This window comes from Rubripirellula amarantea (assembly GCF_007859865.1).
Lineage (GTDB): Bacteria > Planctomycetota > Planctomycetia > Pirellulales > Pirellulaceae > Rubripirellula > Rubripirellula amarantea.
The window spans coordinates 978,309-992,455 of record NZ_SJPI01000001.1 but is presented as its reverse complement, the minus strand read 5'-3'; the positions used below and the strand labels follow the sequence as shown (position 1 = coordinate 992,455).

The following is a 14,147-nucleotide window of genomic DNA, read 5'->3' as shown; positions in this document are numbered from 1 at the left end:
GTTTCCTCTGCCTTGCAAGGTGTCCATTGTCCAACCCCGCCCCTGATTCGATTGGCCCCGAGCAGCATTCAGACGGTGTAAGCCCCTATCAAGTCGCACGGGTCGAAGGGGCGACGGTAGATTTGGGTCGCCAAGCTCGCTGCGGATTTGGCGAGGTGGTTTATGGGGAAGGCAAATCGGCGCAGCTCATTTCTCGGATTGCCCAGGCTCAGCTCAAGAACGGGCAATCCGTGCTGGTCACTCGAGTGGACCCGAGCGTGGCTGAAGAGATTGACGCTGCCTTTGCAAATACCAAGTATCACTCACTCGCACGAACGCTTCGGGTGGCAGCATCACCGATCGACGATACCACGGATTTTTCTGAGAGCGACCTTCATGTCGCCGTCGTGACGGCCGGCAGCACGGACATGAACGTAGCGTTAGAGGCTGTTGAGACCCTGCGGTGGATGAATGTGCCAGTGCGATTGTTTGAAGACATCGGTGTCGCCGGGCCGCAGCGATTGGCCGCCGCCGCTCCTCAACTTTGCAAAGCGTCGGCACTGGTGGTGGTCGCTGGAATGGAAGGCGCATTGCCGTCGGTGGTTGGCGGCTATGTGTCGGCACCGATCTTCGCAGTTCCCACTAGCGTTGGTTATGGCGCCAATCTAGGTGGCGTCACCGCGCTATTGGGCATGTTGACATCCTGCGCCGCTGGCGTGGCTGTGGTAAACATCGATGCTGGGTTTAAAGGCGGCTACATGGCGGGCATGGTGGTGCGTCAATTGATCAACGCCTCCGCAGCCCAAACTTCTCCTTGACTTGGTTCGAACCTAAGACAATTTCTATGTCCCCTGCCCTGCCCTCGTCTGCACCCGTCAAGCTTCGCTCTCGCGCGAGCGATTCGCACAAGGGAAGTTTCGGTCGAGTGATGTTGATCGGAGGTTCGCGTGGCATGGCTGGTTCGATTTCCCTGTCGTCGATCGCGGCGCTAAAGTCGGGCAGCGGTTTGGTGTCGGCAGCGGTGCCAGATGGTTGTTTGGAAACGGTCGCCTCGTTTCATCCGGCGATCATGACGAGACCGATGGCAGATGACTCACGCGGCCGTTTTGCGTTCGAGGCAGCCGCTTGTATTGTCGACGAGCTTGCGGGAGTTGATGCCGTGGGCATCGGCCCCGGGATGACGACGGCTCCGGGAAGCTTGCGAATGACAGAGCGGCTTCTGCACCAAGTGCACGTGCCGCGGGTATTCGACGCCGACGCGTTGAACGCCCTCAGCATCATTGGTTGGCGAGAACAGCCGGTGTCTTGCCGAACGGGAAAGCGACGCGATGAATCGGAGTCCGACCAACAGGAGTCAGGTGGACCGGAAGCGGCCGGGTGTTTCGGCCCTCTGGTTTTGACTCCCCATCCCGGAGAGCTGCAAAGGCTGGTTGGCGTTCCCGCCGGTGAGCGACAACAGCAGATTGAAGCCTCGCAAGAACTATGTCGCCAAACTGGCGTCGTGGTGGTTGTCAAAGGCGGGCCGACGGTGGTGGTCAGCGCAGACGACAAGTACGTCAATACGACGGGCAATCCGGGGATGGCGACCGGTGGCAGCGGCGATGTCCTTACGGGAGTGATCACGAGCCTGCTTGGTCAGGGATACTCGTGCTGGGACGCGGCGCGTTTGGGTGTTTGGGTACACGGGCATGCGGGCGACTTGGCTCGCCAGGAACACGGAATTGTGTCCATGACGGCGTTGGAGATTCTCCAGTCGTTACCAGCGGCATGGTCCGGGCTAACTTAAGTGGCAATTGGCAATCTTCATGCACAACTGCGAGAACGTTTGCCGAACCTAGATCTGCCTGAAACCGCCCTGCGCGTCGCTAATTGCGAAACGGCAAAGATCCCGCTACGTCTCAAAGTGCGAAACAGCGAAAATCCGAGGCAGTGAGCGGGTGAGTTGTTAAAGATCTAATGAATCTAGACGCCGTTATTGACGTGATTTGGCGTGCAAAAAGAGTTGTTATCCAATTCTAGAAATTTCGCCTATTGACGGAATCTGCAAGTGAGCAAATCATTCGTTCCACCTGCAAATTTCAGGACTTCAAAATAAGCATTCCCGGATAGCAATCAGTCCACCTGTGTTGGGTGGTAAGCCGGGATCCGTTTTTTTGAAATCTCCACTTTACGACTCGACCCGCCTTTGCGTACGGTCACTCTATCAACGGTTTGTGCCGTTGACCTTTTCTTCTTCTCTTCTCCGTGGTTCGATGTCCCCATCGCCGAAATAGGAGACCTATTCTATGTCAATGATCCAATTCCCTCTGCTCTCTCCCACCAGTCATCGGTAGGCCGAAGTAGCAGCTCTTTTTTGGTGCGAGATACCCAGGGAACGCGAAGTGTTGCGTTGCGCGCGTTAGTGCGCAATGTTCGCCGATCGCCAATCCTGTGCGTGTCTGTCTGCACTTGTACCTTGTTCAAAGCCTTCTTTAAGGACAGGCCCGGTGAGTAGTTTGAGCACGCTCGTATTGTTGGCGAGCATGACCTGTGTTGGATTTCTGGGGGAAGCGTGGCTGTATCGTCGCCGTCTGAATCGCATCCCTATTCGCATCCACGTAAACGGAACCCGCGGTAAGTCGTCGGTGGCTCGTTTGATTGCTGCAGGCCTTCGTGGCGGCGGCATTCGGACCTGCGCTAAGACAACGGGCACCTTGGCTAGGATGATTTTCCCGAGCGGAAAAGAAATCCCTATCTTCCGTCCCGGTCGCGCCAACGTGATCGAGCAGAAACGAGTGGTTCGCGCCGCAGTCGAATCGAACGCCGAAGCGTTGGTGATCGAGTGCATGGCGCTGCAGCCTTTGTTGCAGTCAACGTGTGAACTGCAGCTTGTGCGATCCACTCATGGTGTGATCACCAATGCTCGCGCCGACCACTTAGATGTAATGGGACCAACTCGTTTGGATGTTGCTACGGCTCTCGCCGGAACCACGCCGGTTTGTGGCGAGTTGTTCACCGCGGAAACACGCGAAGACTCGTTGGCCGTCATGAAGCGAGCGACCATGGATCGTGGCTCAGAGCTTGTGGTCGTGAACCAGTCCGATGCCGCCGCGATCTCTGATGAAGAGCTAGCAAGATTCAGCTATCTAGAACACCGCGATAACGTTGCGTTGGCTCTTCGCGTGTGCGCTTCGATTGGTGTGGATCGTCAAGACGCTCTTCGGGGCATGTGGGCTGCGACACCGGACCCTGGTGCGATGCGAGTGCACCAAACGATGGTTGCTGGGCGTTCCCATTGGAAGTTCGTCAACGGATTTGCCGCGAATGATCCAGAGTCGACTGAGCAACTTTGGGAAACTGCGTTCGATAGATTTCCCGGTGTTGAACACCGCGTGATGGTGATGAATTGCCGCGCTGACCGACCCGACCGTTCGGAAACAATGGGATCCGCCATCGGTGCCTGGACTCGCGCCGACCAAGTGATCGTCATGGGAACCGGCAAGGAGATGTTCACTCGCGCAGCCATTCGAAGCGGTATCGAGAAATCGAAAATCATATCGTTAGATGACTCGACCAGCGAAGATGTGCTCGAAGCCATTTGCACAGCTTCCGCACTGCAGTCCCCGGCGGTGATGATTATGGGGATCGGCAACGTGTACGGTCCCGGTTTTGAACTCGCTGATTTCTTCGAGGCGCACGATTGCTGGGATCCAGCAGTGGTTCCGACGGCTTCGAATTCCAATCTCAACGCTCGTCAACTTGTAGGAGCTTCTTGAAAATGGAGTGGGTCACGGTTTCTATTGGCTTGGGTTTGATTGTCAGCCTGTTGTTCACTGAAGCGTTCGGCTTAAGTGTTGGTGGCATGATCGTTCCAGGTTACTTGGCACTGCATTTCGATCGACCCATGACAGTGGTGATGACACTTGTCGCGGCGGTTCTAACATTCGCAGTGGTCCGGTTGATTAGCAAGCACGCGATTGTCTTCGGACGTCGACGTGTCGTGTTAACGATGCTGATTGGATTCGCAATCGGTGAATCTCTTCGGCAATTGTTTTTGATGCAAGCCGGATGGTCGGCTGGCCCTGATGTCGTGGCGGACCCGGCAACGATCAGTATTGGTGTGATTGGATTTGTGATTCCCGGTTTGATCGCGTTGTGGATTGACCGTACCAGCATGTTGCAAACTCTTTCGCCATTGTTTGCTGCCTCGGGTTTGGTTCACTTGGTATTGGTAGTAATGGGGATGGAGACACTCGTATGAAGTCTTTGTATTTCCGAACACAGAAAATATCCAATCGTTCGTTGATTTGGATCGCCGCGATGACGTTTGTGTCGTTAGCAATGCTTCGGTTTTTCCCACATTTAACGAGTGATTGGGAACGAGAGCGGATGCTTGAAGCGGCCTACCGAACTCAAGCTGCATTTGACGCGATTCAATGTCGGCGTGTTGAGCTCGGACAGAAAATGCTCAAGATGAACGACCCCGCGAGCACCGGCATGCTTGGCCCAACGATGTCGCTAGTGACAACATTGCCAGGGCATTTAGATGCCAAGCAAACTTCGGTAAACCCAAACTTCGCGGCGGTCACCGTTCGACTTCTGCTTGATGCGGGGGTGAAACCAGGCGATTGTGTTGCCATCGGCATGACGGGTAGTTTTCCCGCACTCGACGTCGCAGTATTGCAAGCGTGCGAGAGCTTGGATGTTCGGCCTTTGGTGGTGAGCAGTGCGGCATCGAGCCAGTACGGTGCCAATGATCCGGGCATGATGTGGCCCGACATGGAGAAGATCCTGTATGACGAAGGGTTGTTGTCTCAACGTAGCCTGTTGATGTCTTACGGGGGCTTTCGTGACTCGGCCGCTGGGATGTCCGATGACACACGCAAGTTGTTGTCCGATGCGATCACTCGGAACGATTGCCGATTGCTGCGATGCGAATCGCTTGAAGAATCTATCGACATGCGAATGGAGGCCTTTCATGCGTCGGCAGAAAGCGAGCCCATCAAGGCGTACATCAATGTCGGTGGTGGGGCCGCGTCCGTGGGCGGAACTGATGGCAATGATCTGTTTGGGAGTGGTTTGATCACTCGCAAACAATACGAGGCGATGGATATTCCTGATGACTGCGTGGCGGCTCGTTTCCTTAAGAACGATGTTCCGTTCATCAATTTCATCAACGCAGTCGTTTTGGCCAAGCGTTACGGAATGGCGGTAGCACCACTGGAGCGTCAGATGGTGGGTCAGAGTACGGTCTATTCAATGTCAAGTCAGCGTCGTTGGCTCGCCGGTCTAGGCATCTTGGTGGTGCTGATGACAACGTGGCTAGCCGTTAAGCCGCCACCAGTCTTGGTTCGAAAGTTACGCCAGTGGCGTTGGTGGCCAGAGTCTCATGAAGAACCTCAGTGGATGGTCTAGAACGAAGAGGATCCCAACGGATTACGCGAGGCGGGTTTTAAGCGGAAACCCTGGTACTCGGTGCATGATCTGATCTTTTCCGGCTGACGCGAAGCGGCCCGCTACGAAGAACGGGGTATGTCAGGCATAATGGGCGATTAATTCCTAGCCCGCCCTGCCCTACTCCGATCTTACGAGCTTCGTTTCGCGTGACCCAACTGGTTTTTCTCGATGACATCGGATCCGCCGAGCTAGCGACTGCCTGTGATCCAGGCGATGCTTTAGCGAAGCTTCAGGGCGGCGCGATTGCCATTGGGAACTTCGACGGTGTCCATCGAGGGCACGCGGTCCTATTGAAGCGACTGCACCAGATGGCATGTAATCTGGGTGGGCCGTCGGTTGCCGTGACGTTCGATCCGCATCCGGCCCGTATTTTGCGACCAGAGCTTGCTCCGCTGCGATTGACGTGGATGGAATTGCGAGCCGAGCGAATGACGCCCCTTGGCATTGATTTTTTGCTGGTTTGCCGAACGACCCCTGAACTGTTACAGCTTTCGGCCGAAGATTTTTTTCAACGTCTGGTGGTAGATCGCTTGGCTGCACGGGCGATGGTCGAGGGACCCAATTTCTTCTTTGGGCGAGACCGGGGCGGCGACATTGAAGCCCTCAAACAACTGACCGATCAGCATTCAATCGAGTTGTCGATTGTCAGCGCCGAGTCGCAAAGCGGCAAAATGGTCAGCAGTAGTTCCATTCGCAACCATCTTTCTCGTGGCGAAGTAAAGGCTGTGATCCAGCTTTGCGAGGTGCCCCATCGGATCCGTGGTTTGGTCGCAACAGGAGCCGGACGGGGGCGGGAGATTGGATTTCCGACGGCTAACCTGACCCAAATTGATGTCGCGATTCCCGCCACTGGCGTTTACGCGGGATACGCATGGGTGGACGGGACAAAGTTCCCAGCGGCGGTCCACTTAGGGCCTAATCCAACCTTCGGAGACAACCAAAAGGTTAAAGTAGAGGTCCATTTGCTGGACTATCATGGCGACCTCTACAAAAAAACACTCATGGTGGACTTTATCGACCGGGTTCGAGATGTCAAAAAATTTGATTCCGCCGAGCAATTGATCGACCAACTGCAACAAGATATGGAATCCGTCCGCGCGATCCTCGCGTCGTGACGCTTTTCCGACCACCACTCCCCTGCCCTTCCCAGACCGCTAAGCGGCTGTACGGGGCACCACTAAGGACTCGACTACATGGGCGTCAACTGGAAAGCTTTTACCAACCAAGTGAGCCACTACGAGTCCTTTGTTCTGGTCAGCCATATTCGACCCGACTGCGATGCCTTGGGTAGCGAACTGGGAATGGCTGAAGTTCTTCGCACGATTGGCAAGAAGGTCCGCATTATCAACGCGCACCGAACGCCACCGGCGCTGCAGTTTCTTGATCCCGCTGCCAATATCGAGGTCCTCGGCGACGATGTTGAACCAGAGGACATCAAGGCGGATTGCATCATGGTCTTAGATACCAGCGCTTGGGCACAACTTGGTGATATGGGAGACGTCATCAGAGCCGCCACTTGCGACAAGATGGTGCTTGATCATCACATCGGCGAAGACGATCTCGGTGCGATCATGTACAAAGATTATCAATCAGAAGCGACAGGGCATCTGGTTGTGCAAGCCGCAGATGCTTTGGGTGTGCCGCTTACCCGAACCATGGCGATGCCTCTTTTCGCGGCGATCGCGACTGATACAGGTTGGTTTCGCTTTCCCAGCGTCACTCCGGAAACCTATCGAGTGATCGCCCGCCTGATCGAGGCGGGGGTGATGCCGGCTGAAATTTATGGCGATCTGTATGAACGCGACACCATCGGCCGCCTGAAATTGCGAGGCTTGATTCTCTCTCGCACCGAAGCCGAACTAGGTGGCACGCTAATGCACACCTATGTCGAAAAAGAAGACTTCGAAAAGATGGGCGCACTTCCCAACGATACCGAGGACGCAATCAACTTGACCCTTGGCGTCGAAGGAGCCCTCGCGGCGGTGATCTTCGTCGGCCAGATTCGCGGGGGATTCAAGCTGAGTTTCCGAAGTCGATGCAGCATGGATAGCAACGAGATCGCTCGCCAATTTGGCGGTGGTGGGCATAAGGCAGCCGCCGGTGCCTTCCTCGAAGGCACTCTAACAGAAGTCAAAGAACGCGTGCTTCCCGTCGTCCGCGAAGCGATGCAGAAGGCTGTGGCTGAAGCATCCTAGGGCAACCAGCTTACCGATTGCCATTTGGGTGATGCCTTTGTGTAGTCGCACTTTGGCTTTTTGCGCGGCACTTTAGAGTTGCCGATCCGGGATCAACATTCCGGAAACACAATCCTAATGAGGTCTTCTTAGACGATTGTCCCGCAGCGAACGGTCCACTACTTCAAGAAGAATGCGGTCATGGACCAACCGTCGCTCTCGGTGGTGAATGAGCTTCCGCCCACAGGGAAGTACTTTTCAACCTGACTAAGCGGTGGAAGCTTTTTCGCATCGAGTGGATCCGGAGGACCACCCTCTTCGTCTTCGAATAAGCGGCGAGTCAACGAAGCAATGATCGAATCGCTGTCCTTGAGCTTGTTCTGTCGCAACAGTTCATACTTCGCTCTCAACGTTAGCTTCATTCGTGCGACATGGTCGTAGTTGAATTCGTCGCCACCAACTTCTTTCATCGCTGCTAACACTTGCTGAACTTCGGCAACACTGCCTAGCCCGCCCGGTGTGCCGTTGATAATGCGTTCCGTTGTTTCGACCAGCAATTCAGGATGACTCGAAAAGATAAGATAGGCCGAGTCCGAACCTTTGCCCTGGTTGACCAAGGCGATGGCCCAGTGATCAAGCAGCGGTGGCGGATTATTTTCGTCAGCTTCTTCGTCTGCAAAATCGTCGAACAGGTCGGCTCCGAAATCGTCTTCGGATTCGCCGCGCTGGACTCTCCATATGTCGACACCATCGGGACCCTTCATTCTGCTCGCATCGGGTTCCGCTTCCATCACCCGGCGAATGATCTTAGCAATGGCCGGTCCATCCTTTACCCGAATGGCTACCAACATCCGCTCGGACGTGATATCCGCAGGCGTCGTGTTGTCCGTCAGCAGCAGGACACGGTCGTCCAAATTCGGTAGCAGTTCGTTTTCAATATCAATCTGAGGGCCGTCTTCGTCGTCACGGATCCCATTGATGATGTCGCGGAACATGTCTTCATTCAACGCTTCGTTGATTAGCGATTCCGACGCCCAGAACGCTTCCTCGATTCGCACATTCAAACGGTTAAGCGATGCGATGTTTTCGCCTACCCAGGTCGGAATCTCTCGGAGGGGCTCGTTGACAAACTGCAGCATTCGAGCAGCTTTCTCGTACTTGCTTGGCTCTTGGGTCGTTGGTGGTGCGAGCACATAGCCTTTATGCAAGACGTCGTACTTCTTGCCCGCCATCACGACGATACCACCAGCGGCCTTGATGGCATCAAATCCTTGGCCTTCGAGAAGTTTCAGAACGTCAACTTGGTTTCCTCGGTCGACGTCTAGTGATTCACGAACGATACGGCCCATTTCAAAAGGTTTGGCAAACCATTCCATTGCAATCACACCGCCGTCACTCTTTGCAGGCCCACGAATTTCTTTGGCCGATCGAGACAGCACGGTTCGGAAGTCTGCATACTCGGATATCGACGGGCCCTTTGGTTTACCAGCAACCGCGTCAAGCAAATCAGTGACGACTGTATCGCGATCCGATGCAATGATTCGAACGTCACTTAAGGCAATCGCAATTTGTTCGACTTTCAATTGCCCTGGCTTGGGTTTCGTTTTGTACAAGCGGACCGTTTGTCCTTGATGCTGGATTTCGTTTCTAGTCCATCCACCCGCCGTCAGGTCTTTGTCGATCTTGTCGTAGGCATCCGCCGCCTCCTTCTTTCGATCACGTACGTCGGCGATCGCGACGAGCGCGAAAGGACGACGACCATCGTTGGGGAAAGGTAGCCAAGCAAGCACCGTTTCGCCTGAACCGATTGCATAGATGTCTTCCAGGCGTACTCCAATTCGGTTGTCCAGCGATTCGAGATAATTCTTGGCTCGCTCTCGTTGTGATTCGATAAAAGGTTGCATGGCAGGATCGTCCAGCATGCGACCTGCGTTCGTGGTCTTGAATGCTTCGCAAAACGCGGGGACATCCGGGACACGAATGAGTCCCGCCACATTGTTGGGCAATAGTTTGATGGCAGGAACATAGTTGCGCGCGGGCGCCTCGTTATCGGCTGCGTCCGCCGGAGACGCCGCATTGGTTGTGGAACTTGCAGTCGCATCTTCACCAGAATTGGACGACTCGACCTCAGCGGGTTCTGCGGAGGCATTAGGCGTAGGTGCTTCCTGTGCAATAAGTGTCGAGTCGGCAGGTAGCAGAAGCATCACAGCGACAATCACGCAGCAAATTGGTGCGTTTAGAAGAGCGCGGCAACGGTGGAGTGGGCAACTGGACGGGCCAGAAAAATTAAACATTCAACTTCCGAATTGGTTTGGAATCGTTCAGCGTCGGCATGGTGCGAAAATCATTCCCGAGGCAAGCCACCATAGTATCGAACTCGTTTTGTGGCCGAAACGCCATCCCGTTGGATGTCAGCCTCGTTTTTTGCGTATCGCCACTAAAAGTGCTCATAAAGCACGTTCGCAGCCTGAAAATCATTGCTTGCGAGCGATTCTGGATGGTGTTGCCAGTTTTGGCGTCTGGCGACACCTAGAACCCCTGACGGTAGCGGCTACATTCTGGCTTAGCGTACGGTTTTTCGTTGTTCGAGCACGGTTTGGCATGGTGCTGAGTCCATTGCAGAGTTCCCTGCACGGTCCATTGCTGAATTCCCAGCACAGTCCATTGCCCGGACCAAAGAACCAGTCCGTTAGTAAATCCAGTGCTCGAGCATTGGATTGATTCCTTTCATTCCCGACGAAGCATATCGCCGATTGATAAATCGGCCTCTTTTATTGGAGTATTTCGAGTGCCGGCTTCCCTCCCTAATGTTCTCGCCAGTCGCTACGCCAGTGCCGCGATGACTGAAATCTGGTCGCCCGAGAAAAAAATTGTGCTCGAAAGGGAGTTCTGGTTGACCGTTTTGGAAGCTCAGCAAGACCTTGGTGTTTCAATCCCAACTGGTGTAATCGAGGCGTATCGCTCGGTTATTGAACAGGTTGACCTAGAAGCGATCGACGCTCGCGAACGAGTCACGCGGCACGACGTGAAAGCGCGTATCGAAGAATTTAATGCTCTGGCGGGGCATGAGCATATTCACAAAGGAATGACGTCGCGTGACCTGACCGAGAATGTCGAGCAGCTCCAGATCCGCAGTGGGTTGTGTCTGGTTCGTGATCGCACGGTGGCCTCTCTCGCGATGTTGGCCCAACGCGCAACCGAATTCTCGCAGCTTCCCATTGCCGGCCGTTCTCACAATGTTCCGGCGCAAATCACAACGGTGGGAAAACGCTTTGCCAATATCGCTGAAGAACTCTTGTCGGCCTACGTTCGCCTTGAAGAGCTGCTGAAGCGTTACCCGCTTCGGGGAATCAAAGGTCCCGTTGGCACCCAGCAAGATATGTTGGATTTGTTCGAAGCGGACACGTCAAAACTTGACCAGCTTGACCGACGGGTGGCTGAGAAACTTGAATTCGGATCGACCTTCGATTCGGTCGGTCAGGTCTATCCACGCTCGCTTGATTTCGACGTCGTCTCGTGCTTGACTCAATTGTCGTCGGCTCCTGCTAACTTTGCTCGAACATTGCGTTTGATGGCCGGTGCCGAACTGGCTACCGAAGGGTTCAAGCCGGGCCAAGTCGGATCATCGGCGATGCCTCACAAAATGAACGCGCGATCGGCCGAGCGAATCGATGGCTTTACCGTCATCTTGCGCGGTTATCTTTCGATGATCGGCGGTTTGTTGGGCGATCAATGGAACGAGGGAGATGTCAGTTGCAGCGTTGTCCGCCGTGTCGCGCTGCCGGATGCTTTCTTGGCGATCGATGGCCAGACCGAAACGTTCTTGACGGTGCTGTTGGATTTCGGGGCGTACCCGGCGGTGATCGACCGCGAATTGTCTCGCTATTTGCCGTTCTTGGCCACGACCAAGATCCTCGTCGCGGCGGTGAAGCAAGGTGTTGGTCGCGAAACTGCACACGAAGCGATCAAAGAACACGCCGTTGCCGCGGCGCTTGCGATGCGTGAACAAGGGCGTGACGACAATGATCTGCTGGAGCGATTGGCGAAAGACGATCGCATTCCCATGGACATGAATCAGATGAATAGCGTGATTGGGAACCCGATTGAATTCGTTGGCAACTCCGCAGGTCAAATTCAAAGCGTCGTCGCTCGCATCGAAGCAATCACCAAATCGAACCCCGCCGCCGCGGCTTATCGACCTGGCGCTATCCTATAAGTCCGGCTCGCTTCAATCGCGTTTGGGCTGGTGAGTTTCAAATCTTGTCTGTTGGTTTTGGCGAATCGATTGATTCGTCTTGACGATCCGATCGAAGATCGCCTTCTGGGCTCGAAACGGCTCGCCTGTGGTCGTCTTTCGCTCGTAGCCGCCGGTTGATGTCATGACCCAAGTGTTCGTGTTGTCCTTGAAATAGGTCCGCAGCGTGTCGCGTAATTTGGCTCGGCAGGCTTCATCTTCGACCGGTACCAACAATTCAACCCGACGGTCTAGGTTGCGAGGCATCCAGTCTGCACTGCTGATGAACAGTTGATTGTCACCACCATGCCGGAATTGAATGATTCTGGCGTGTTCAAGGTAACGGTCGATGATGGAAACCACCGAGATTGTTTCACTCAGGCCTTTCACACCCGGCTTAAGGCAGCAGACACCGCGAATGTTGAGTTTGATGATCACTCCCGATTGGCTGGCACGGTAGAGTGCATCAATGATCGTCGAATCAACCAAGGCGTTAAGTTTCGCGATAATTTCAGCGCGTTGTCCCTGCTGCGAACGACGGGTTTCGCCATCGATCAGGTCGAGAATTCGTTGACGCAAGGTAAGAGGTGCGGCGGAAAGATGCTGCATGTTCTGCGGTTGGCTTGCTCCGGTGACACACGTGAAAAACGTAGTCGCGTCGCTACCGAATTCGTCGTTGCAGGTGAGTAGTGAAACGTCGCCGTAAAGATTGGCGGTGGCTTCGTTGTAGTTGCCCGTGCCAAAGTGCATATAGCGAACGATCCCTCGGGTTTCGCGTCGAACGATGATGCAAACCTTGGCGTGAGTCTTGAGTCCACGGATGCCGTAGATCACTTGAACGCCGGCTTGTTCCATTTCGCGTGCCCATTCGATGTTTCGTGCTTCGTCAAATCTCGCTTTGAGTTCGACGATTACCGACACGTACTTGCCTCGCTCGGCAGCCCGCATTAACGCTGCCACAATCGGGCTATTGCGACTGGTGCGATAGAGAACTTGTTTGATCGCGAGCACGTTGGCATCGCTGGACGCTTCCTCGATCAAACGGACAACGGGATCAAATTGTTCGTACGGATGGACCAATAGAATGTCGCCGCGACTGATCGATTCAAACATCGTTTCAGCAGGGTCGATATTAGGATTGCGCTGAGCGGGCCAAGCCTCATCGCGTAGCCCATCAAAACCCTCGATTCCGTGCACTCCGAACAAGTAAGTCAGATCAAGCGGGCCAGCGATGGGATATAAATCCTGAGACTTCAACTGGAGCTTTTCCGACAAGAATGCCAACATGGCATCGCTAGCACCCGAAGTGTATTCCAGTCGAACCGGTCGAGATTGCCGTCGACTTTCCAATACATCTTCCATGCCATTCATCAAGTCAGCCGCACCGTCTTCGCGAAGTTCGACATCGGCATTGCGAGTGATACGAAAGCAAACGCATTCTTCCACCGTTCGTCCGGGGAAAAAACTCTCGATGTGGTGGCATACCAATTCTTCAAGCAAAACATAGGCGTGCCCTCGACCCGTGGGCATCGGCATCACTCGTGGCAGTACCCGTCCAAGCGGAATGACGGCAAAATCGTCTTCGATGACATCTACGACATCAGAGTCATTCGGTCCGACTATCGCGGCCGTCTTGGCGTCTGGCTTTAACCGAACGCAAACGTGAATTGAAAGACCAGGCAGCAACGGAAAAGGACGCTCATTAAAAATAGCCTGCGGTGACAACACCGGCAGCACGTCATTGTGGAATCGCGTTTCGGCGGCTTCGGCGTACGCCTCGGAATTTTCCGACAACTGAATGTGTTCAATCGAAGCGTCACGCAGCATCGGTTCGAGTGAACTTCGGTAGAGTTCATATTGACGTGCAACGATGTCGTGGCAACGTGACGAAACCGCTTCAAGTTGTTCGGAAACCGTCATTCCCGATGCGTCTCTCAGCATCGTGTTCTGGGCATACTGCATCTTGAGGCTGCCAATTCGAACCATCACAAACTCATCCAAATTAGAGCTAGTGATGGCCAGAAATTTTGCTCGTTCCAGTAGCGGAAGGGATACATCGGCTGCTTGGTTGAGCACCCGTTCATTGAACTCCAGCCAGCTCAATTCGCGGTTGATGAAACGATCCGCTGGCAACGGTTGACTACTAGCTTTCGCTTTCTTCTTCTCGGTAGCGGCCTTTCGTTTCGAGGCAGTCTTGGATTTTGAGGACCCAGAGGAGGTTGGCTTTGCTGACACGAGTGGAAATGGGGGCTAAGGGCTAAGACTGAATGAGGCCTCGAGTCTTTGGCACTGTCGTTCAAAGTTTTGAGCGAACAGAGCAAACG

The 14,147-nt window shown here is 54.4% G+C and carries 10 protein-coding genes; 8 read left to right on the top strand and 2 right to left on the bottom strand.

What is annotated here, in order from left to right; genetic code table 11:
* Nucleotides 1–26 precede the first annotated feature (26 nt).
* From larB to Pla22_RS03550, 7 genes are all read left to right on the top strand, one after another.
* Nucleotides 27–797 (top strand): nickel pincer cofactor biosynthesis protein LarB, encoded by a 771-nt coding sequence (larB, locus tag Pla22_RS03580; RefSeq protein WP_242631773.1) that lies wholly within the window; start codon nt 27–29, stop codon nt 795–797.
* 26 nt (nt 798–823) lie between these two features.
* A complete protein-coding gene (locus tag Pla22_RS03575) occupies nt 824–1,765 on the top strand; it encodes an NAD(P)H-hydrate dehydratase (RefSeq protein ID WP_146513388.1) in 942 nt (313 codons plus the stop codon).
* Nucleotides 1,766–2,465: 700 nt separating this feature from the next.
* Nucleotides 2,466–3,734, top strand: coding sequence for a poly-gamma-glutamate synthase PgsB (pgsB, locus tag Pla22_RS03570; RefSeq protein WP_146513387.1), 1,269 nt, complete (start codon nt 2,466–2,468; stop codon nt 3,732–3,734).
* 2 nt (nt 3,735–3,736) lie between these two features.
* Entirely contained in the window at nt 3,737–4,219 is a 483-nt protein-coding gene (gene pgsC / locus Pla22_RS03565) for a poly-gamma-glutamate biosynthesis protein PgsC (protein ID WP_146515204.1), read from the top strand.
* On the top strand, nt 4,216–5,373 hold the full coding sequence (pgsW, locus tag Pla22_RS03560; RefSeq protein ID WP_146513386.1) for a poly-gamma-glutamate system protein: 1,158 nt from the start codon (nt 4,216–4,218) through the stop codon (nt 5,371–5,373). The genes pgsC and pgsW overlap by 4 nt, the downstream gene beginning before the upstream one ends.
* A 188-nt stretch (nt 5,374–5,561) precedes the next feature.
* A complete protein-coding gene (locus Pla22_RS03555) occupies nt 5,562–6,530 on the top strand; it encodes a bifunctional riboflavin kinase/FAD synthetase (RefSeq protein WP_242631772.1) in 969 nt (322 codons plus the stop codon).
* A 78-nt stretch (nt 6,531–6,608) separates the two neighbouring features.
* Nucleotides 6,609–7,610, top strand: a complete 1,002-nt coding sequence (locus Pla22_RS03550) for a DHH family phosphoesterase (protein WP_146513385.1) — start codon at nt 6,609–6,611, stop codon at nt 7,608–7,610.
* A gap of 158 nt (nt 7,611–7,768) precedes the next feature.
* Here Pla22_RS03550 and Pla22_RS03545 read toward each other — a convergent pair whose 3' ends face one another.
* The gene (locus Pla22_RS03545; protein ID WP_146513384.1) at nt 7,769–9,793 is read right to left on the bottom strand and encodes a membrane or secreted protein; all 2,025 of its coding nucleotides are present in this window, start codon (nt 9,791–9,793) and stop codon (nt 7,769–7,771) included.
* A gap of 584 nt (nt 9,794–10,377) precedes the next feature.
* On the opposite strand from Pla22_RS03545, the gene purB reads away from it, so the two are divergent.
* Nucleotides 10,378–11,805: an adenylosuccinate lyase gene (gene purB / locus Pla22_RS03540; protein ID WP_146513383.1), complete on the top strand. Its 1,428-nt coding sequence runs from the start codon at nt 10,378–10,380 to the stop codon at nt 11,803–11,805.
* A 12-nt stretch (nt 11,806–11,817) separates the two neighbouring features.
* Here the strand turns inward: purB and ppk1 are convergent, their stop codons facing one another.
* A complete protein-coding gene (gene ppk1, locus Pla22_RS03535) occupies nt 11,818–14,058 on the bottom strand; it encodes a polyphosphate kinase 1 (protein WP_146513382.1) in 2,241 nt (746 codons plus the stop codon).
* Nucleotides 14,059–14,147 lie beyond the last annotated feature (89 nt).